At 48.9% G+C, this 21,184-nt stretch carries 14 protein-coding genes; 5 read left to right on the top strand and 9 right to left on the bottom strand.

Going from position 1 to position 21,184, the window contains the following annotated elements; all coding sequences use genetic code 11:
• Positions 1-96: 96 nt before the first annotated feature.
• From EOV40_RS06315 to EOV40_RS06295, 5 genes are all read left to right on the top strand, one after another.
• Positions 97-1,590 (top strand): CoA-acylating methylmalonate-semialdehyde dehydrogenase, encoded by a 1,494-nt coding sequence (locus EOV40_RS06315; RefSeq protein WP_128105369.1) that lies wholly within the window; start codon positions 97-99, stop codon positions 1,588-1,590.
• 153 nt (positions 1,591-1,743) lie between these two features.
• Positions 1,744-3,114, top strand: a complete 1,371-nt coding sequence (locus EOV40_RS06310; RefSeq protein WP_128105368.1) for a carbohydrate porin — start codon at positions 1,744-1,746, stop codon at positions 3,112-3,114.
• Positions 3,115-3,271: 157 nt separating this feature from the next.
• Positions 3,272-4,147, top strand: coding sequence for a DoxX family protein (locus tag EOV40_RS06305; RefSeq protein WP_128105367.1), 876 nt, complete (start codon positions 3,272-3,274; stop codon positions 4,145-4,147).
• 291 nt (positions 4,148-4,438) lie between these two features.
• Complete coding sequence (locus tag EOV40_RS06300; RefSeq protein ID WP_128105366.1) at positions 4,439-4,912, top strand: GlcG/HbpS family heme-binding protein; 474 nt, start codon at positions 4,439-4,441, stop codon at positions 4,910-4,912.
• 53 nt (positions 4,913-4,965) lie between these two features.
• Positions 4,966-5,451, top strand: a complete 486-nt coding sequence (locus tag EOV40_RS06295; protein ID WP_128105365.1) for a GlcG/HbpS family heme-binding protein — start codon at positions 4,966-4,968, stop codon at positions 5,449-5,451.
• A gap of 66 nt (positions 5,452-5,517) precedes the next feature.
• Here EOV40_RS06295 and EOV40_RS06290 read toward each other — a convergent pair whose 3' ends face one another.
• The 9 genes from EOV40_RS06290 to EOV40_RS06250 all read right to left on the bottom strand — a co-directional run bounded on the left by EOV40_RS06290 (position 5,518) and on the right by EOV40_RS06250 (position 21,048).
• A complete protein-coding gene (locus tag EOV40_RS06290; protein ID WP_244297020.1) occupies positions 5,518-6,039 on the bottom strand; it encodes a RidA family protein in 522 nt (173 codons plus the stop codon).
• A 4-nt stretch (positions 6,040-6,043) separates the two neighbouring features.
• Positions 6,044-6,460 carry a c-type cytochrome gene (locus EOV40_RS06285; protein WP_128105364.1) on the bottom strand — a complete coding sequence of 139 codons (417 nt, stop codon included), beginning with the start codon at positions 6,458-6,460 and terminating at the stop codon, positions 6,044-6,046.
• On the bottom strand, positions 6,460-8,061 hold the full coding sequence (locus EOV40_RS06280) for a flavin monoamine oxidase family protein (protein ID WP_128105363.1): 1,602 nt from the start codon (positions 8,059-8,061) through the stop codon (positions 6,460-6,462). Before EOV40_RS06280 ends, EOV40_RS06285 begins: the two co-directional genes overlap by 1 nt.
• A 91-nt stretch (positions 8,062-8,152) precedes the next feature.
• Positions 8,153-10,792: a TonB-dependent receptor plug domain-containing protein gene (locus EOV40_RS06275; protein ID WP_050819847.1), complete on the bottom strand. Its 2,640-nt coding sequence runs from the start codon at positions 10,790-10,792 to the stop codon at positions 8,153-8,155.
• 429 nt (positions 10,793-11,221) lie between these two features.
• A complete protein-coding gene (locus EOV40_RS06270) occupies positions 11,222-11,767 on the bottom strand; it encodes a sugar O-acetyltransferase (RefSeq protein ID WP_128105362.1) in 546 nt (181 codons plus the stop codon).
• Positions 11,764-12,462 carry a DUF1349 domain-containing protein gene (locus tag EOV40_RS06265; RefSeq protein WP_244297019.1) on the bottom strand — a complete coding sequence of 233 codons (699 nt, stop codon included), beginning with the start codon at positions 12,460-12,462 and terminating at the stop codon, positions 11,764-11,766. The genes EOV40_RS06270 and EOV40_RS06265 overlap by 4 nt, the downstream gene beginning before the upstream one ends.
• 137 nt (positions 12,463-12,599) lie before the next feature.
• The gene (locus EOV40_RS06260) at positions 12,600-13,751 is read right to left on the bottom strand and encodes an acyl-CoA dehydrogenase family protein (RefSeq protein ID WP_128105360.1); all 1,152 of its coding nucleotides are present in this window, start codon (positions 13,749-13,751) and stop codon (positions 12,600-12,602) included.
• A gap of 212 nt (positions 13,752-13,963) precedes the next feature.
• Positions 13,964-19,984 carry a DUF3320 domain-containing protein gene (locus EOV40_RS06255; protein ID WP_128105359.1) on the bottom strand — a complete coding sequence of 2,007 codons (6,021 nt, stop codon included), beginning with the start codon at positions 19,982-19,984 and terminating at the stop codon, positions 13,964-13,966.
• Between the two features lie 119 nt (positions 19,985-20,103).
• Positions 20,104-21,048, bottom strand: coding sequence for an alpha/beta hydrolase (locus EOV40_RS06250; RefSeq protein ID WP_128105358.1), 945 nt, complete (start codon positions 21,046-21,048; stop codon positions 20,104-20,106).
• Positions 21,049-21,184: the final 136 nt, after the last annotated feature.

Genomic DNA, 21,184 nt, shown 5'->3' with positions numbered 1-21,184 from the left:
AGCACAAAGGACAGACTTCTTACTAACGTTATTTGCCTGAAAGTTTGTTCATACTTTTTCTTTTACACGAATACTTATTAAAAACTGGAGGTAAGAATGCCTACTATTCCTCATGTTATTGCGGGACATCACACAGAAGGTCATGGAACGCAGCGGTTTGATGTTTTTAATCCGGCAACAGGAGAAGTAGCAAATCAGGTTGCACTGGGTAACGCTGATGATCTGGAAGCCGCCATTTCTGCCGCACAGAAGGCTTTTCCGGGGTGGGCTGAAACACCGCCGCTTACTCGTGCAAGAATTCTGTTTAAAGCGCGTGATTTGATTGAGGCTCATCAAGATGAGCTTGCCGCCATTATTACTGCGGAGCACGGGAAGGTGCGTTCTGATGCAAAGGGAGAAGTAATACGCGGCCTGGAAGTTGTAGAGTTTGCTACAGGCATTCCAGAACTTCTTAAGGGGGAATATACCGAGCAAGTAAGCCGGGGCATAGATGCGTGGACCATGCGCCAACCACTGGGCATTGCCGCAGGTATTACGCCCTTTAATTTTCCGGTTATGGTGCCTTTATGGATGGCGCCCATGGCCATTGCGACAGGAAATTGCTTTATTTTGAAGCCTTCCGAGCGCGATCCATCAGCATCTGTTCTACTTGCAGACATCTTCAAGGAGGCGGGGCTGCCAGATGGTGTGTTGCAGGTTGTGCATGGTGACAAAGATATGGTCAACGCCATTCTTGAGCATCCTGCAATTTCCGCCGTTAGTTTTGTTGGATCAACGCCTATTGCAAAGCATGTGTATGCAACAGGCACAGCAGCAGGCAAGCGTGTGCAGGCTCTGGGTGGGGCAAAAAACCATGCAATCATCATGCCTGATTGCGATATTGAGAAAACTGTCGATGCCTTGATTGGTGCGGCTTATGGATCAGCTGGGGAGCGCTGTATGGCCATTTCTGTGGCTGTAGCTGTTGGTCCGGTAGCCGATACGTTGGTTACAATGATTGCAGAACGCGCAAAGGCGCTGCGCATTGGCGTTGGCACCGATGAAAGTAGCGAGATGGGGCCGGTTGTCACGGCGCAGCATCGGAACAAAATCCGACAACTCATTGATAGGGGTGTGGAGCAAGGGGCAACATTGGTTGTTGATGGGCGTGAACAGGTGGTGAAAGGCTATGAAAATGGCTTTTTCCTTGGTGGAACACTCTTTGATAATGTGACAACGGAAATGGATATCTACCGGGAGGAGATTTTCGGCCCGGTATTGTGCGTAATGCGTGCGCCAGATTTTGAAACGGCTCTTAAGCTGGTCAATGACAGTCCATATGGCAATGGTACGGCCATTTTTACGCGCGATGGTGACAGTGCTCGTTCCTTTACGCATCGTGTCTCGGCAGGAATGGTTGGCATTAACGTGCCAATTCCGGTGCCCATGGCATTTCATTCTTTTGGTGGATGGAAGGACTCCCTGTTTGGGGATCACCATATGCATGGTCCTGAAGGCGTGCGCTTTTTTACGCGTATGAAGGCTGTTACACAGCGCTGGCCGACAGGAATTCGCACAGGCGCAGAATTTTCCATGCCCACGCATGGTTAAGATAACAACAGGTTAACAAAGCGGACGCAAACAGCCCGTAAAAGATGGCTAGGTCTGCCCTCTTTAAAAACAATAAAGAAATCGAAAACAAGAAAAATAAATGAGGTTTCGGTATGTTTCCTTTTTCTTCTTATCTGGAATAGGCCGTGTGTTATGCGGCACTTTCCGTTCATTGCAGTTTTTATAGCTGTGATGCTGCTTCCTGCTGCTCAGGCATGGGGCCAGTCAACAAGCACTGGTCCTGGCGCTCGGCCAGAAATTCTTAATGCGATCCCGCCTGATTCCTATTACCCGCCGCCACCGCCCACAACGCATCTCTTGGGTGGCGAGGTTGGGGAGTGGCGTAAATCGCTCTCAAAAAAGGGGGTCGATATTCTGCTAGATGACTGGTCGGAATTTGCTGGCAACATTTCAGGCGGCACGCGCAAAGCACAGGATTTTGCCGGGCAGGTTGCCATTGAAGTAGATTTTGACTGGGAAAAGATACTGAATATTCCAGATTTCACCACCACAATCACGGCGGTGCAACGTCACGGTAGAAGGCTTTCAACAGATGCACTGCAGGATGGGGTGGTGAACCCTCAACAGATTTATGGTGGGGGCGGCAATGTGCTCATACACCTTGTATATTTTTATGCACAAAAAAAATGGTTGCATGAAAGGATCATTCTGACTGCAGGCCGTTATGCGCCAGGACCAGACTTTGATTCCAGCCCGTTGCAATGTTTGGTGATGGGGCAAGCAACATGTAGTCAGCCCCGTGCCACCACGTTAACAGACGGATATTCCTCTTGGCCCGGAACAGTCTGGTCTATGGTTCTGCGCGTGAGGCCAACTAAGCCGACCTATATTACATTAGGTGCGTATGAAACCAGCCCGCTCAAAGGTGGAACAGCCGGCACGGATTGGGGAGGAGATCATATAACCGGTGCTACGCTGGCGATTGGTGGCGGGTATGAACCGGTATTTGGCGCTCATAAGCTTAATGGTCACTATAAGATCGGCATGTTGTGGGATACCTCGCGGCACGCTTACAATGAAGTAGACACAGATGCGCCAACTCGTTGGCGGCATGGACAGATGATTAGCTACATTGCCTTTGACCAGATGCTTATGCGGAATGGCCAATATTCAGATAGTGGGCTTATCATTCTAGGTGGTTATACGCATGTTACTTCTGGAATATCAGTTATTTCAGACCAAGCTTACGTAGGGATTGAGGATGTTGGTCAGTTTGCTGGCCGCCCGCGTGATGCATTGGGGTTAACATGGTCTGCATTACGATATGGGCCCAATATTAAATCCATATGGCAACCCGAACATGGCGCAATTCTGCTAGATCCACTCGCGCCGGATAGACCACTTTTGGCAAGCCGGGAATCAATATTTGATGCGACTTACAACGTTCATGTTGGTGAAGGCATCGATATTGCTCCAGATTTTCAGTATTTTTGGCGCCCAGGAGGCTCTGGGCGTGTAAAGAATGCTGCAATATTGGGGATAAACGCTCATGTAACTTTATAAGTATTAGGGATACATAATCCTACACAATATAAAGGAAAAGAAATGGGTAAATTTTCACAAAGAGCAAACTTTTAAATATGTAATGAGTTTTGTGTGGTTGTCATTGAACTTCCATACAAGTGTTTTGGTTTTGGCATCTTTTAGAAGAAGAATACTCATGTCTATGAAACCAAATGTATTGGTTCCCTCCTTTGCTGCACTAAGACCGCGTTACGTGCCTTTATGGCTTTTATGGGCAGCGCTGGCTGTTTCTATCTGCGCAATGGCTTATTCATCTTTTATTGTGCCAGTTATTCCTGATTTTGCGCGCTTATCCACAATAGGACTGGACTTTATTGCATTAGGCATAGCTGTTTCTGTTATGCCCAAAAATTTTGTAATTGGTTTTTTAGCCTCCTTGCTGCCTTTCATAATCAGTTGGCGTGTTGCTGCCATACATGGTTCGTTTCCAGGTATGGCAAGTTCCACAATCGTGTTTTTAATCTATCTGGCGCTTTATATTGACTGCATGATGCATGACTGGATGCAGTATCGTCTCTCTGGATGGAATGGTCATCTGCAGTGGCAAGTTGCAACAATACGCATCTATTTTGGTTTTGATATGGTAGGGCATTTTGCAGAAAAGCTTTTTGCAGGAACAGAGTCTTTTCATCATATGTCTCAGGTTTTTATTGGTTTTGGCCTATCCTCTGGAGGTTTTTGTGTAATTGTTGCGGGCTTGTGTGAGCTAGCAATAGCCATTGGCGTTGGTATGGGGTTTCTTACTCGGTTGGCCGGTATTGGTGCTGCGCTTTATTATATTATTGCCAATCAGTACGGTCGGCATTTTGAAGATGGATTTACGTGGAATAATCTACCAGTTGGTGGTTGGGAATATCCAATGCTCATGATCGTATTTTTTGCAAGTTTTGTTATTGCAGGGGCAGGGAAGTTCTCCATTGATGGATGGCTTATCGCGCACGGCTGGATGCCGCAATTTCTGAGACCATTTTGTGTGTCAACTCGACCAGATTATGTGACGGCCGAAAAATGAACTGGCTACACGTTACCATCAGAAAGAGATATTTTGGAAACTATTACACAGGACATGCATGTAATATAGTGAAATAAAAATATAATAAACTACATTATAATAATCAAATATATGTGAATAAGAAAATAAATATTACATTTATTATTTATACTGTTGTAAATTATTACTCGATATGATGATTCTCATGTCAAGTTATGTGGTGAAAGGCGTTTACATTCTTTGGTATTTTGCTGGGGATAATAAACGTCACGATGGGTCAATAATAACACTTCCAATAAGGTACCCTTGGCAATGAAAAAGATACTTGCAGCGTTTGCATCTACTGCGTTGTGTGCATCTACTGCGTTTGCTCAATCTGCATCCACAGCACCGCAGCTTAATATTACAACAGAAGCAGCGTTGGATATGGCGCATTATGCAGTTGGTTTGGCTGAAAGCCGACACCTTAAGCTATGCGTTGCAATTGAAGATACAGATGGCAATCTTGTTGCTTTTATCCGTATGCAGGGAGCATATGCCGGATGCGTAGAAGCTTCGATTGCCAAAGCTAAATCGGCTGCACGATTTGCACGCAATACTATGGAATTTTTTGAAGCAGCGCGTGCACAAAATCTTCCTATTGGTTTTGTTCCTGGCATTTTGCCATCTGCTGGCGGTGCGGTCTTTAAACAGGGCGATACTGTAGTTGGCAGCATTGGTACAAGTGGCGATACCAATGAAGCAGAACAGGCTCTTGTTGTCGATACAGCCAAGAATTTTCGTTAATGCGTCTTCCTGAAAATACAAGTTGTTAAAACAGCTTTAGGATAAGATATCAGATGAAACGTGCATATTTGGGGCCATTGGCCATTTTGGCATGCTTGTCTACAGTAACCGTGGCACATGCAGATGACAGCAAGATACTCACGCGTGATGTGCTGAGTAATGCTGGTGCAAAAAGCCTGCTTAACGCAGCTGAGGCAGAAGCCAAACAACGTGGCATGAAGGTAAGCATTGCTGTTGTTGATGGATCGGGCAGGCTGCTTGCATTTACCCGGATGGATGATTCTCAATCCGGAACTGATGAAACTGCCATCAAGAAAGCACGCACAGCAGCACTATATCATTCACGAGGAAAAGTTCTTGCTGAGCGTGTCAGTCAAAATCAGGCATTTTTAACAACATTGCCAGGCATTACTGCTGTGCCAGGGTCTGCTCCTGTTATGAGTGGCCAATACCTTATTGGTGCTGTGGGCGTAAGTGGTGCAACGGATGATTTAGATGATGCGGTTGCAACAGATACCGCTTCGGCCTTCCATCCCTAAAGTGTGAGGGCAGGGCAAGATTTCGAGACATCTAGATCTTGCCCATACCCGATACACTAATCTGATTTAATGATGGGCTGGTCTTACGGCCACAACTTCAATTTCAATCAACCATCCGGGATTAGCAAGCTGCGCTACGGCAAAAGCTGAACGCACAGGTAAGTTAGGTTGTGCTTTTGTGCCAAAGAATTTTTTGTAACCATCCATCATTCCTGCAAAATCCAGTTTCTTGGTTTGGGCATCGGCTACCATAAAAATATGCATCTGCACGATATTGCCCATGGTTAGCCCCATGCCTTTGAGTGTTTCCTCTATTCGTTTAAGTGAGCCTTCCGTTTGGGCTGCCATGTTACCGTAGGCTTCCAGAGATTTTGCAGGTGCTTGAGGGTTGATTACAGGAGCGCCCATACCGCTCAGATAAATAGTGGAATATCCGGCTGGCACTTCAATTGCAGATGCAATAGGAAAAGTCGCCTCGTTATACCGTATAATATCGCTCTGAGCATATGCTGGTGCCGCTGATCCCATTGCTACAAAAATTGTTGTCGCAAGTAAGGTTGAAACCCCGAATAATTTGAAGAAACGCATGAACTTATTGCTCCTCTGCAGTCAGGTGAGGGCGCATGAGTGCCACTTCCGACGGTTTAAGTTTATCTTTGTAATTATTGCCAAAATGCGTGCGAATATAATCCACCACATCCGCAATTTGTTTGTCATTTAACAAGCCCGCAAACCAAGGCATGGCTCCGTAACCGTTAAGGATAACCGTGGCAGGGTAGCTTGCAACCTGTAAATGGGAATTATGCGCCAAGGCAGGAATTTGCGCCCCGGCTCCAACGGCACCCTGTCCATCAGGCATATGGCAACTCTGGCAGATATGCCGGTAAATAGCCTCACCTGATGGTAAGTCTTCCATTTTGCCGGATATAGCGCTTGCACTATCTGCCCGAGCCCAACCACTAGGCACAAGAATGCTCACCAGAGCCGAAACAAGAAGAAATTTACGCATCAGGCGGCTCCCAGTGCTCGTTTGTGCAAACGTGTGACGGCATCCAACGCGGAAAGAATAGCCCCTTCTTGCCAGCATCCTACGTAAGAGGCGTGTTCTCCGGCCAGAACAATCCTCTGGTCAATCGAACATAGGGTTTTGTAATGGGTTTTGCGGGCTTCTTCACTCCACATAGAACAGCACCCCAATGTCCAAGGTACGCGGCTCCAGGCAAAACTCACGCCATTAAGGAATTCCTTGCGGTATTGTGGATGAAAGGCCAGCCCCTGTTTTATGCCTTCTTCCAGTCTTTCTTGTGGTGTCATGCCAGCAAAGTCATATGCTGCTGGGCCAAACATATATCCTCCTAACAGCACGGCTGGTCCTTTGGAAAAAATACCGTGGCTTGGATAGGAAATCTGGCTGATTGGTTGATCGGTAAAGCTGATACCGCCGTAAATCTGGTCATCTTCCTCCCAAAAACGCCGTTTGAACTCCAGACCAAGCTTGACGGAAGATGCGTAAGGCACAGCACCTATGGCTGCTTTCATACCAGCACTTACCTGCACATCCAGTTGTGACAGAATGGAAAGAGGGATGGTGCATACACAATAATCAGCCTTGGCTTGCCTTACTGCACCAGCGTGCTGCATATCGTTATAGGTTACAGTAACGCCATTAACGTCTTGATGAATGGCTGTAACCTTGCATTGAAGTTGCAGTAAATCCCGCACCTGCTTGGTAAATGCCTTGCCAATATTATCCATGCCCCCAACAGGTTGGAACATGGTTGTCTGCATATCCAGCCGCTCATGGAATGCCATCCAGTTCCACATGCCGGATTTCCAAATTTCGTTTCGCTGCATCAGATCAGAGGGAACCGGGGCACCATTCAAGCCACCACCCTGCGGTTTTTCAAACCCACGGCGTAAGGAGCTGGTATTCCCCTTAGTATAAGCCAATTCAGGTGTAAGGGCGCCCCAGCCACGCATGGCCTCTTTAAGGTGGGCAACCTCATCCGTGCTAACTAGATCATCCAGCTTGTGTTGATCTACTGCCTTGGCCAGCAGTTCTGCCGTAAATCCATTAAAATCAGCCGCCAATTCCCGGTAGCGCACAGCTTTGCCACCAAAAGAGCCCGTTGAATGGAGCCAGCTGTTATGATTGAGCTCAATAAATGGTTCAAGCTGCACACCAAATTCGCGGCAGTAGTGCAAAAGTCCTTGATGGTGGTAGGGAATACGCCACGGGCCTGGATTAATATAATTTCCTGAAGCAAAACCAACTTTTTGCGTTGCGCCCCCCAGTTCTGTTACTGTATCTCCCCCACGCAGGCTGATATTACGACCACCACTACGTGATTGAAATTCAAGGATTTTAACATTGTATCCTGCCTTTCGTAGTTCGTAGGCGCTCAACATACCTGCAAGGCCAGCCCCCAGAACCAGAACTGATGTTCCTTTTTTTGTCCCTGATAGTTTGGGCGGGCCGGAAAAATCTGTTCCCATGGCATGACCCATGCTGGTCATGGCCTGATAAAGTGCAGCGCTTCCTGCTACCATGCCAATGCGGCTCAACAGTTGCCGCCGTGTTTGCGAAGGGGTGCGTGATGGACTTGCCATTGAGTATTCCTGCTTTTTACTCATGGTCCCTTACAAAAAGAACCGGTAAAAATGCAGAACGTTTAAAATTAAACGCTCTGCATTACTTATTTTAGAAATCTGCGTTCAGGCGACCATAGTAGTAGGCACCTGTGATTGGTACCTGCAGTGAGAACTGGTCATATGGTTGTGCACCGCGCGAATTATTGATCTGCGCAACAATACGGGGCCGGACATTGGCAATATTGTTGACGCCAACAGCCATGTGCCAGTTTTTGTTAAAGCGGTAACCAATTTCAATATCGGTCATCCAACGTGGTGTGTTTTTAAACTGGCTAAAGCACGTGTTGGAGTAAGCCAGATTTCCACCTCCAGAGCAGGGCGTGTTCTGGTTCTGCCAGTCGTAATAGGTCAGCATGGAGGTTGTTTCACCATACCGGGTTTCTCGTACGTTAAAGTCCCAGTTTTTGTAATGGTAAAATGCGTTCAGAATAATTTTACTACGTGGGTAGGCAGTCGTGATGTAGGCAATATTCTGTGCATTCAGCAAGGAATTGCCATTTGTATCCAGAGCATTGTGGTGCAGGCGCGTGCGATTGAGATCTAGCGCCAGCGTTAAAGCCAGAGTGCCTGCTTTACGAAAACGGAACGTATAGTCTGCTTTGATATCCAGCCCTTGAGTACGCGTGCTGGCACCATTGGTCATGTAATATGCAGATACGTTGTCTGCAATCAGACCATTGGAAGGTAGCAGATAACCAAGTTGTTCAATGGCCGAAATGGCCGATGCGCCTTTAACCGTGCCACCGCCCACAATACGGTCTCGCAGGTTGATCTGATAAACATCTGCTTCAACATGGAACCCTTCAACAGGTTCAACAACAATGCCACCACTGGCACTGACAGAACGTTCCGGCTTGAGTTTGCTAGCCCCCAGAGTGCGGGCTGCTTCGGAATCAACCGGCAACAGGCCGGATGCTCCGTTTGGATCCACGTTCATAGCGGAATAATGCTGCTCTGGCAGGGTAGGAGCACGAAAACCGGTGCTGATGGTTCCGCGCACACCAATGCGTCGGGTTATATCATACCGCGTAGAAACCTTGCCGTTTTCGGTATTTCCAACGTCTGTATAGTGCTCGAAACGCCCAGCAAAATCCAGATCCCAGTTTTTAAGCGGGTGGAAATCACCATCTACATAAGCGGCCCAGATATCACGGCTCCAGCTGCCTGCGCTTTGTGGCCCAATACCGGCGTAACCTTGTGTTCCTCCCAGAATATAGGATGCGGCATTGCCAGCTTTTAGATCATATGTTTCCAGCCGGTGTTCACCGCCAAATGCCAGCAGCATGGGAACTTTCTGGGCAATATTAAAGTGCCGCCGAAAGTCCAGATTATTGGTCCACTGTGCCAACCTGTATGTTTCAGCTCGAACTGTTGTTGGGGTCCAGCCACAACCAAGGGATGAGTAGTTGGAAGATGTTGGATCTGAAGAACAATCAGAAGACAGCATACCCGTATTGGCTGTATTTTTATTGCCAATTTTAGTTTCATCTGCACCATAAGTGGTGCTCAGATCCCAATCAAAACCGAAAAAGTTATCACCTTTAAGGCCAAGGGTTGCCGCGTAGTCATCTTCCCGAATGGTTTCGAGAGGTGAGAAGCCATAAGGATAATAAGAGGGGGCTATGGTTGGAATACGATAGTTTTCGTAGGCTTCGCCATAGCGATGCGCGTAGGTGATCAAACCATAAAAGTTGATGCCATCGGTAATTTTCTTGCCAAAATCAATGGCAAGGTTTTCCCGTGTTTCCTCTGGTGTGCTCATGATCTTATTGGAATCCAATGGCACATTCATGGCGTTGGGCACGATACCATTATAATAGCCCGTTGTTGTTGCCCCTTCAGGCCATGACCCTAAAAGGCGATGATCTTTTGTTTTTACAACGTAATGATCTGTGTGTGTGATCTGGCCGGATATATGGATGTATCCATCTTCACCCAGCTTCAGGCCACCATCTGCATTTAATTGGTACTGCCAGCCATCACCATTATAAGCATTGGCGCCTGTCTGGGCAGACATATGCAGGCCGTGATCTTCCTTTTTTGTAATAATATTCACAACACCCGCAATGGCATCCGAACCGTACATGGCGGCTGCGCCATCTTCTAATACTTCAATATGATCAATAGCATTTGCCGGAATCATGTTCAGATCAACGCCGGTTGAACCAAACTGCGGTCCGGCATCGGCAACAATATTTGCGGTTGAATGACGGCGTTTGCCATCAACCAGTACCAGCACTTCGTTCGGGTTAAGCCCTCGCATCTGAATGGAGGACGTAAGGGCTGCACTATCTGCCGCCATAGCCTGCACGTTAATGGAAGCATAAGTGCGGACCAATGAATCTGCTAAGTTGACCTGCCCTGAACGGCGCAAAGTTGCGGCCGATACAACTGTAACGGGAGATGTGCTCTGCCGTGCCTTGCGGTTGGTTGAATGGGTGCCGGTTGAAACATTTACGGTTTCTACATCCGTAGCATATAGAGCTTTTGTATTATTTTTTTTATGGCTGGCTGTTGCTGCCGGGGGAGCTGTAGTTTGAGCAACTGATTTACCAGCTACACTCCCAGCATGCTGATGTGAAACTTTACGGTGTGTAGCTGTTGTTTCGGTTGTTTCTGCAACTGAAAGTGAAGGCAAAACGGTGCAGAGTGTGGTGGCAAGAAGGGAAAAGCGTCTGGCTAATCGCATGTTTCATGTCCCACTGATGAAGCGTTATTGCTTTCACAGCCGTAAACTATTACGTTTAAGAAACGATATAAAAAAACATATCAGGGCCGTATATTTTGCATTGCGTTGCGGAAATGCAACATTTTTATCCCGTTCAGCTAAATCCATAAATAATTGTACATGTACAATGTCATGATGGAAGATGACGTGGAATTTCCTTATGTTTTCGGCTGAGGCATGGCGGAAAATATACGTCTTTATAAGGAGATATCAGAATATTTGGCTTTAAATGGCTACTCCATTATCGACAGAGCAGTTCATCAATAGATTTCTTGAACACCAGCATTCTATGAGGGTTACACCTCAAAAAAGTGTAGATGTTTGCAGCTTGGCAAACCGAACCAAATATTAATCTTATGATGTAAGTAAAAGTGAAATTAAGTATTTTGTTTATGTAGCAATCCTGCGTAAGGGGCGTGCCGGGTTGCCTGCCACGGTTACACCAGAAGGCACGTTATGCGTAACAACACTGCCAGCCCCAATAATGGCGTTATCCTCAATCATAACCCCGGGCAAGATAATAGCTCCGCCGCCAATCCAGACATTTTTCCCGATGGTAATAGACTGGCCAAACTCCAGCATTTTTTGACGTAGTTCAGGATCCCGCGGATGGTCTGCCGTCAGGATCTGAACACCGGGGCCAATTTGCGTGCCGCTTCCAATCCTAACAGGCATCACATCAAGTATGATGCAGTTAAAGTTCAGAAAGATATTGTCGCCTAGAAAAATATTATAGCCGTAATCACAATGAAAAAGAGGGCGGATACAGACGTTTTCTCCAATATCTCCCAGTTGTTCAGTCAGAGATCCCTTACGATTATTATATCGGACCAGCCATTCAGCGCATTGCGCCATGTCCTGCTGCAATTCAGGATCGCTGGCGATATACAGATCGCCAGCCAACATTTTCTGTTTTTCGCTTCGGTGCGCCATTATGTCAGATCATGCAAAGCTTTACCGAGTGGCGCGCTGAGGTGCCAGTCAGAAAAACGCACTTTAAGGCCTTCACGCTCGGGCGTACAACACATCGGGCCAACCAGGTAAGACGTGGCCGTGGGGAAGGGGGCCAAGCGCACCAGAGGCCAAAGCTTGCCATCACCAGAGACCTGAAGCCTTAACACACCATCGGCTACGGTAGCTCGAATCCAAAAGTCTTTTGGATCGCCTTCATAAGGGGCCGTTGCCCAGTCTGAACAGCCATCTGTAAGAACACTGCTGAGCATTGCGCGCCCATCAGAAAGCTCTATACCGGCCTTTACCCAGTGTTTTTCATCAATCCGCACCATAAGCCCGGCTTGATCATACAGCTTCTCATATTCCGCACGGATACGCAGCTGTGCGGTAAAGCGTGATGGTGCATGGATGCCGTAAAAATGGCCACTATCACGGGTGAACCCATAAAAGGTCTCACGCCAGAAATCGGAACCTTTGTCCGTTGTCATCTCAAGTGTATCGGCCGTGATCACGCTTTGATGGGGCTTGTTGAGCCAGACCCCATTTTGCCACGTGTCAGAAAGGCCGCTGGCGCGGGCTTTGCCACCCAAAGCCATACTGCCGGCCATTGCGCCTGCTACAATCACCGTACGCCTTGTTATGTCGGGACAATCATTTTTTTCGGGGATATGTGTCATGGTTAAGATTCTATATCATGAACAACAAAAATGAGCAGACAATATTAACACATTCATGTCGGTTCATTTTGAAGAGCTCCATCTTCCTTCAAAAGGAAAGAGTATTGGTTTTTCCAGTAGCAAGAATGATTGCGAGTTTATGAAAGAGCCTGCTGGCCTGCGATCCGCCGAAGTAATTCAGCATGAGGTGCGTGAATACGCCCACAGAGCGCATCGCGATGGGCACGCTCTAATGGATTGTGAGCAGATAGTCCGGCATTACCAGCCAAACCAAGGAGAGCAGATGTAAAATCCGCAGCGGCATCTACAACACGCGTTTTTATAACTGCTGCATGTGCCTTTAGTTGCTGGGGAGAATGCTCTGCCTCTACATCTGCTGCGTAAAGGTGCAGCAACATGGCGTTCATGTGCAATGTAATGGTAAATCCGCCAACAGCATCGCGCATTGAAGGCAGTGTTGCCAGTGGTGCTCCCAAATTGGATGGAACGCGGTTTTTCAGGAAGTCACAAAACCACGCCAATGCGGCGGTCGCAATGCCATTATACAAAGCCCCCAACAGGCCTGTATTCCATAAAACAAGAGTATTACGCCCGATTGGTGGTGCATCAGGCGCGTGTAATTCCAGTGCTGCATCGAGGGGCAAGGTAACCTCGGTAAACATGACCTCATGGCTATTGCTGGCCCGCATGCCGATGTGGTCCCAGTTTTCAAGAACAGCAATGCCATCTGCCTTGGCAGGAACAATAAAGGTGCCAACTTGTGCTGGGGTCTCATCTGTGCGGGCGCGTACCAGAAGCCACGATAAACCGGGAATGCCCGTTACATAGGCTTTTCGTCCTGTTAAAACCCATCCGGTTTCCGTGCGGGTGGCGACTGTGCCTGGTAATCCACCACGAGATGTAGATCCTAGGTCTGGTTCTGCCAAAAGGATATTCAGCAGTTGATCATGCTGTTCATCCTCTATCCAGCGGGCGACCTCATCTGAACCGAATTGATGATGCGCAATGGCAGCGCGTACCATATAATGATTGACCATAACCAGTGCTGTAGAAGCATCACCCTGAGCAATCTGCCCAACAATGTCCTGCACAACTGTTAGTGTGAATGGCGTAGGGCGCGCAGGTGTAGATAGACGTAAAGACAGCAGCCCTGCCTGACGAAGATCTTCAATATTTTCCTGCGCAAAAATTCCAGTACGATCATGATGCGCGGCACGTGTGGCAAACTGTTGCTTGAGATGCGTAGCAGCATCAATGGCACTGTGCGCGGTCTGTAGATCAATTGACATGGAATATATATTTCACCATTTCTATGGGTTCGTCATAAAATACAACATTTATGACGCGAATATATCTGTCAATAACTTAGCCATGCTGATTTCTGGCCGGAGCGTATGTTCATACAAACGCTTTGGTTTTTTTATGCTGTCATGGCCAATTAAGAGAGAGAATGAAGGTGCTCAGTCACACACCTTCATTCTTGCAATGCCTGTTGATATTTTCAGGATAATACTTCGGTCTGATTATCATTCATCAGCCGCGCGGCTTGCAAAGCCTCAGCAAATCGGGTGCGTGTTGCTTGCCCCATACGGCTCATACCGCATGCATCGCGCATACGCGTAATGGCTTCATCATCAGGGCAATCAATGGCGATAGCGCGGCAGGCAAGATCCACCAGAGCAGGCAGCGGGACTTTGGTAGGATCTATGCTTTTTTCTGAAGAGAAAGAAGACAGAGGTAAGCGTGGCGCAACAGGCAGGCGTTCTGACCACAGGAATACACCCACACTTTCTTCCGTACGACCAAGTGAGGACGGAACTGCACGTTGAATGCGCTCACGTATCTCTCTGCCCACGCGGGCAAAGCCATGATCGCGCGAGAGTGTCTGGATAAGCACATCTTCACGTATAACGCCTGCCTCATCCACAATCTGGTGAATGAGTTGCGTTAATGTGGGCAGATAATCTTCCTGATGAAAGCGGGAAGGATCAATCACCGGTTTTGAAGGCGTGAGTGTAACGCTTTCAGTAGGAGCCTTGGCGTAAAGTGGTTCAGATGGTGGCGCAGCTAGTGCCAACGCATCGGATGGTGGGTTTTCCGCGTGAGATGTAGCGACAGAATTGGCAGGAATTTCCTCTATTTCGGGGGAAGTCTCGCTTAGGCTTGCAGCTGCCATTGCCGCATCATGTTCTGCCTGTTCTGCCCGTTTTTTGCGTGCTTCTTCCAAAAACGCGTTCAGGGCACGGTCAACCCGTTCCACTTCACGCGGTGCATTGGTCCACCAGTCTGTGGACCAGATGCGCAGGATGTTCCAGCCAAGGTTTTCAAGCACGGCCTGCCGAAGCCTATCCCGATCACGCGCAGTAGCGCTTCGGTGATAGGTCGCTCCGTCACATTCAATGCCCGCTAAAAATGTGGTGGGCAGATCGGGATCCACCACACCCAGATCAATACGAAAGCCGGATACACCTACTTGCGTTATGACATCCCACCCCTTGGCACGCAGCATAGAAGCAACTTCAATTTCGAATACACTGTCATAACCACCAACAGAACCTTCATGCGCACCAGCCAGTGCTGTTGCGCCACGTTCAGCAAAGAGCAGGAAGCGGCGCAAATCACGCACACCTGCGGCGCGCGTGCGCTCAATTGCAATCTGGTCGCCTCGGAGTGAGCCGAACACAATCAACTGTTCTCTGGCACGAGTGATAGCAACATTCAGGCGCCGTTCACCGCCTTCCCGGTTAAGCGGCCCGAAGTTCATGGAAATCTTGCCCGCAACATCAGGGCCATAAGTCAGGGAGAACAGCATAACATCGCGCTCTTCACCCTGAATATTCTCCAGATTTTTTACAAGCAGAGGTTCTGGGGCGGCATCGCCCGTAAATCTTTCAAGGCTTGGGTCTTTGCGCACTTCTGCTTCCAGCAGATCGACAATCAGTTTTTGCTGTTCACTATTAAAGGTAACAATACCAACGGAACGTTCCCGCCCATCCCGCATGATCTTTACCGCCTCGGCAACCACCATACGTGCTTCTACAGGGTTGGTATGGGAGCCGTTACGTCCGGGTTCATAAATGCCTTTGGGCACGAAACGGAATGATACCGCCTGATCGGATGTGACAGGTGAGGGGAAGGTGACGAGGTTGCCGCTATAATATGTCTGGTTAGAGAAGGCGATCAGGCTTTCATGCCGGCTACGATAATGCCATTCCAGACTAATGGCAGGAATACCTGCACCAAGGCATTCATCCAGAATGGAATCAAGGTCAGTCATTTCATCGGATATGGCTGCATCCTCCGCAGCCTTGCCTGCTATAAAGAAGTCTGTTGGCGGAAGCTGTTTGGGGTCTCCCACCACAATAACCTGTTTTCCTCGGCCAATAGCGCCAATGGCATCCCATGTTGCAATCTGAGAGGCCTCATCAAAAATTACCAGATCAAAAGGCTCAGCATCGGCTGGCAGATATTGTGCCACAGAAAGAGGGCTCATCATCAGGCAGGGGGTTAACGTGCGCAGGGCGTGAGGCATTTTTTCAGCCAGTTGACGCACCGGGAGATGACGGGTCTTTTTTGCAATTTCGCGCGTTAATACCTTGTATTCAGGGTCATGCTGCCGCGTGGCTTCCCCGGGAATTTGTCCTGCCAAGCGTGCACGTATCAACCTTACGGCTAGGTTTTTCAGTTTCTCATCAAGTTCACGAAAACGCAGGATACGCCCTTCATGCGTTGCAGCCACAAAACCGCTTAACAGTGCGGAATCACTTACGGCATGCATGGTCCACCAACGGGCGTAATTTGCTTCAAAAACAGAAAGCACATCTTCCTGCGCAACCAGACCTTGCTCTATTGCGGTCACCAAAGGCGTTAAGCCCAGTTGTGCTGCATGGTGGCAGGCGCGTTGCCATGCGCACCAGTCCCGCAATTCACGTGCAGAATTTTTCCAGCTTTGTAGTTTTTCACTAACCTCGTTAAGCCAATCAGGAGCCTTGGAGTTTACCAGAGCGCTGATATTACTGGCACTACACTCAGCAAGCGTTTTCAGGGTTGTTTGCAGTGCTGAGAAGGCAGCCCGATACTGCGTGAGTGCAGTATGAACGCTGCCTCCCGGTGCCAGCAGATCCTGCCCTTCGGTGAGCAAGGTTTTAAGATGGGCGCGGGCAGAGAGGAGGGCAGAGGTGTCTGCCATACATCCGCCAAGATGGTTTCTGGCCTGCTGTCCCCATTCAAAAACAAGGTTTACCTGGTCGAAATCAGTCTCAAGTCCGCGCCATAGGGCACCGATATGTGCCTTGTGTGGTGCTTCTTCCAGTTTACTGGCAATGGTCTGGCGTTCCACCAGCTTTTCCAGATCACTTTCGCAATCTTCCGGCATGGCTGTGGCATGGTCATTTAACCGCTTGCGGATGGCTTTTTGCCCCATGGAACGTGCTATCAGCCATTTTTCTTTTGCCGTGCGCCATTCAGCAAGAATGTCAGATACTGGAAGCGTATCAACGCTTTCTTTCCAGCGTGTATTCAGGTCTTCAGTAAGGGTGCGATGTTTGGCAACCTGCTCTTTTTCTGCGAGCACTTGGCTGCAAATGTCCTGCGCGGCATCTCCAAACGCCCAACCGGCAGCATGGGGCTGTAATAAATGTGCGCATAGCGCATCAATCTGCCCGAGGCGGATAAATGATAAATTATCTGCCCCCAATGCAAGCGCCTTGACCACATCATGAGCCGCGTTGCGGAGTTCCCCCAAAGCTGCCAGCGTTGCTTTGACTGTCTCCAGCAACCGAGCCTCCCACAGAGGGGACCATTCCGTCTGCTCAAGGCCTGCTAATTGGGGAGATACAACAATATCGCCAATGCGGGCATAGAGTGTGGCCAGGTCTTCGGCCGCCTGCACTAGGTTGTCGTAATCTGTTTTTGAATGTGCATCAGCATCGCGCCATACAAGGGGGATGCGTACGATTTTTTCTTCCTGCGCACGTAATGTGATGCCAATACCTCGGTACGGCGTCCAACCATTTCGGCGTGGGGCATGGAGCGCGTGAACATAAGCATTCAGTTCAAGCCGCAGCGCATCAAGTGTTTGTTTTGTGTGTGCGTATTCTTCCTGCTGAAAATCTTCCAACGCGGCCTGGGCTGTCTGGAATTGCTGGAGCACACCCATTTTACTGGCTTTGGGTGAGAACAGATCCAGACAGAACTCGGCAATACCCAGCTTTGCCAGCCGATTACGTACAACCTCCAGCGCTGTGCGTTTTTCGGCCACAAACAATACGGTGCGGCCTTGCGCTAGCGTATTGGCAATAATGTTGCCAATAGTCTGGCTTTTACCTGTGCCTGGTGGGCCGATCAGCACAAAGTTTTCGCCCGCAGCAGCCCGTGCCACGGCTTTGAGCTGTGAGGAATCAGCTTCCATTGGGCAGACAAGATCAGCTTCAGCTAACGCCGTATCGAGATCCTGAGAAGCATCAAACCTATTGGAAGGTGTAGCACCATCTTGCTCGGGTTCTTGAACACCATTTAACAGACGGCTTGCAACATCATTGGTAGCCAGCTTGTCTCGCCGTTCAAGAAGATCTTTCCACATCAAGAACTTTGAGAAACTTAATGTGGTCAGACTAACATGTTCACGAATTTCCCATCCTGGAATGTGGCGCAGATGAAGCCGGAATGCTTCGATAATTTTTGGCACATCCAACCCTGAACCATCTTCAGGAAGGTTTTCATGTTCCAGCAGGGGGATGCGGATATCATAATCCGCACGCAGCATTTCCAAAAGTGTTGTGTTTATGCGGGTTTCATCACTGTGCGCACGTAACGTAAAGGGAGATTTAATGCTGGCGCGTTCCAGAATAACCGGAACAAGAATAAGTGGCGCAAGATAAGGCTTGCTTTTGTCCTCTGGTGTCCACGCCAAAGCTCCTATGGTCAGAAAGAGCACGTTTGTGCCGCCTTCCTGCTCCGCAGCTCTGGCTTGGCGATAAATCTCGATAAGGGCGTTCTGGAGGTTTTCTTTCTTGCGCGGTACAACAATTTCGCGCCGTGCAAGCGCCTCTATGGCATAGGCGCGTGCGGCATCCTCCTGATGCCGGTCTTGATGAAGGAATTTGTTGCGCGGATCATCCTCATCCATCAGGTCTGGCGCAGAAATAAAGCGTAAAGGTTTAGCGTTACCGCCTGCGCGCATGTCTGCCAGCATATCTTCCAGCGTGGCAGGCTCTGGGCACTCAATCTCAATTTGCTGACGGTCAGACTTCGGCAAATTAAGCAGGCGGTTACGCGCTGACATATCCAGAAGACGATTGCACCAGCGCTGAACGCGATCAGCGGGGCGATCCGGTAACAGTTCTTCTTCCCGTTCCTCACGCAGGGCCGGAGGTGCCTCAAAAAGCGGCTGCTCGGAAGTATCTTCCGAGGTTTCATCAAGCGCCGTATCTGTGCGCAAACCTGGTGTAGAAAGAGGACGGATGCGGCGAAGACGTGCGCGATGCACATCAATAATTTCACGGAATGCGTCTTCGTCATCATCGCCGATATCGCGCAGGTGGGCCTCTCCGCGCTCACAGGCAATTGCAAAGCTGGGTTTGCGGGCAGCCGTTACAAGCGTTGTTTCAAAAACGCGCAGATCATCAAGTTTCAGGCGGTTGCGTATGCCCGGCAGATCCTGAACAACGGATGCACCTGCATCCTGCTGAGAAAGCCAGAAGCCTGCAAATGCATGCCCTTTGGTAAGAACAATCAATGGGCGCAGGCCAATGGCCTCAAGGCAGGCGGCAAAAAGAACGGTGGTATCCAGGCAAGTGGCCAGCCGTTCTTCATACACCTGAGAGGGTAGGCGAATGCGTTGCCCATGTTCCACAAACGATGCGGGAGGGTTGATGTAAGTGATGTTCAGCCCACAAATAGCACACCAGATAGCCTGAGCCTGTGCCCATACTCTGGTTTTATCGCCCTGATATCCTTCCAGCGAGGCAACTTGCCCGGCCTGCTGCAAAATATCGGCTGCATTGCGCAGAATACGGGCTATTGCCGGGTCATTCGGCAAAACAAATGCTGCAAGAATATCAGGAATGCCACATAAGCCGCCCCATTCATTACGGGCCAACACGCGCACATCGCGGGTGGTTTTGGTTAATTCCTGCTCTCCGGCACGTGCGGTAACTGTTACGACAGCTTTGGAAGCCTCTGTTTGGGCGGAAAGCAATGCCCCATCAAGCGTGATGTCACGATCATTCAGCACGCGCAGTTCTTGGGGGCGAACCTGCTGCAACATCCATGAGCGTGGCGTAAGAAACGGAGGCTCACTGCTGATGGTAATTTCTACGGCAGGGTATTCAACGTCCGTTTTGTTGTCGAAAGCAAGTTCTTCAAGAACGGGAACACTGTTTTCCCACAGGCTTGCATTTACGGCTTCCTGTAGTGCGATTTGCAGCGATGGTGTTTCGGCAGGCATGGGGTGATCGGTGTTTTCAGAAATCTGTTTTTGCTCTGTATCCACCCAAAAGTCCCCTTTATCTGCCGTTATCATGCGCTCAATAACACAACTACCGCTTGTATTATGGCAAAGTTATTCATGTTTCATAGGAAAGAGGAGTGTCTGTAATTGGTGCCAGATTTGCAAGCCGTGTATTGGCGGAGTTTTTAAGTTTATAACAGGCGACGTACGGCTTCCAACACATCATGACGCACACGTTTGCCTAGAGAGGAGGGCAATAGGTCAAAGGCATGTACTGCATTGGCATAGACGATAAGTTCTGTTGGTACGCTTGCTTTCCATAGGCGCTGCGCAAAAGTAATATCTTCATCGCGAAATAGATCCAGCGCACCAGTAATAATGAATGTTGGCGGCAAGCCGGAGAGATCACGCATGAATGCAGGCGATAAATAACCAAATTGCGGATCATCATCAGTCAATTCTCCACGCACGGCAGACCAAGCATGTTGGTTCTGGGCGCGTGTCCACACAAACTCTCCTGTTGTCGGATCATCTGAAGGCGCATTTGTGCTGCCTGTGCGCAGATCAAGCATTGGATAAATCAGGACTTGTGCGTGCAATTTTATCTTGCCACGATCTCGCGCCAGAAGTGCTGTGGCGGCGGCCAAACATCCTCCACCACTATCACCCATAATCATGATGCGCTCAGAATTAATGCCCAATTCTCCCGCACTCTCATGCAGCCAGACCAGTGCGGCATAAACATCTTCCAACCCACCAGGGAAAGGCGTTTCTGGTGCCAAGCGATAATCAACCGAGACAATGAGTGTGCCTGTTTCAGATGCCAGTCGGTCCAGCATACCCGCCTGCATGTCAGGGGTTCCGGCAATCATGCCGCCACCATGGACGTAAAGAATGGCAGACGTTGTTCTGCTGGTTTTAGGTGGGTGAAACAGGATAACGCGAACATCCGGGGCTGCATCTGGGCCGGGGATTAGTCGCTCCTCATATTTGACAGCTCCAGAATTGAGGAGAGCTGTTGTCCCTTCAACCAAGCTGCGGCGGAACTCCATCAGGTCATCCTGCTCTGGGTTGAAGGACGGAAATGACGCAATCATGTCGCGCTGTTCGATATCGACCAAAGGCAGAGTAGTCACTGAAAGAACTCTTTATTTCTATTGAGAAGCAACAGGATCATAAAGAACAGTTACCCAAAATAACAATGCCCCTACAATAAGTTGAATTGTTGGGGGTTTTCCCCATCTGACGCTTAGGTAAATCCGATAGAATTGT

The sequence above is a fragment of the Acetobacter oryzoeni genome, from assembly GCF_004014775.2.
Lineage (GTDB): Bacteria > Pseudomonadota > Alphaproteobacteria > Acetobacterales > Acetobacteraceae > Acetobacter > Acetobacter oryzoeni.
The sequence above is the reverse complement of the archived record's forward strand: the minus strand, read 5'-3'. Positions and strand labels throughout refer to the sequence as shown.

What these genes read in the sequence shown, in the direction of transcription:
- EOV40_RS06310 (WP_128105368.1), top strand. Translation starts at nt 1,744, where the DNA reads ATGCGGCACTTTCCGTTCATTGCAGTTTTTATAGCTGTGATGCTGCTT.
- EOV40_RS06290 (WP_244297020.1), bottom strand. Translation starts at nt 6,039, where the DNA reads ATGCGTTTCTTCAAATTATTCGGGGTTTCAACCTTACTTGCGACAACA.
- EOV40_RS06295 (WP_128105365.1), top strand. Translation starts at nt 4,966, where the DNA reads ATGAAACGTGCATATTTGGGGCCATTGGCCATTTTGGCATGCTTGTCT.
- EOV40_RS06280 (WP_128105363.1), bottom strand. Translation starts at nt 8,061, where the DNA reads ATGGCAAGTCCATCACGCACCCCTTCGCAAACACGGCGGCAACTGTTG.
- EOV40_RS06300 (WP_128105366.1), top strand. Translation starts at nt 4,439, where the DNA reads ATGAAAAAGATACTTGCAGCGTTTGCATCTACTGCGTTGTGTGCATCT.
- EOV40_RS06265 (WP_244297019.1), bottom strand. Translation starts at nt 12,462, where the DNA reads ATGACACATATCCCCGAAAAAAATGATTGTCCCGACATAACAAGGCGT.
- EOV40_RS06305 (WP_128105367.1), top strand. Translation starts at nt 3,272, where the DNA reads ATGTCTATGAAACCAAATGTATTGGTTCCCTCCTTTGCTGCACTAAGA.
- EOV40_RS06275 (WP_050819847.1), bottom strand. Translation starts at nt 10,792, where the DNA reads ATGCGATTAGCCAGACGCTTTTCCCTTCTTGCCACCACACTCTGCACC.
- EOV40_RS06255 (WP_128105359.1), bottom strand. Translation starts at nt 19,984, where the DNA reads ATGATAACGGCAGATAAAGGGGACTTTTGGGTGGATACAGAGCAAAAA.
- EOV40_RS06315 (WP_128105369.1), top strand. Translation starts at nt 97, where the DNA reads ATGCCTACTATTCCTCATGTTATTGCGGGACATCACACAGAAGGTCAT.
- EOV40_RS06260 (WP_128105360.1), bottom strand. Translation starts at nt 13,751, where the DNA reads ATGTCAATTGATCTACAGACCGCGCACAGTGCCATTGATGCTGCTACG.
- EOV40_RS06285 (WP_128105364.1), bottom strand. Translation starts at nt 6,460, where the DNA reads ATGCGTAAATTTCTTCTTGTTTCGGCTCTGGTGAGCATTCTTGTGCCT.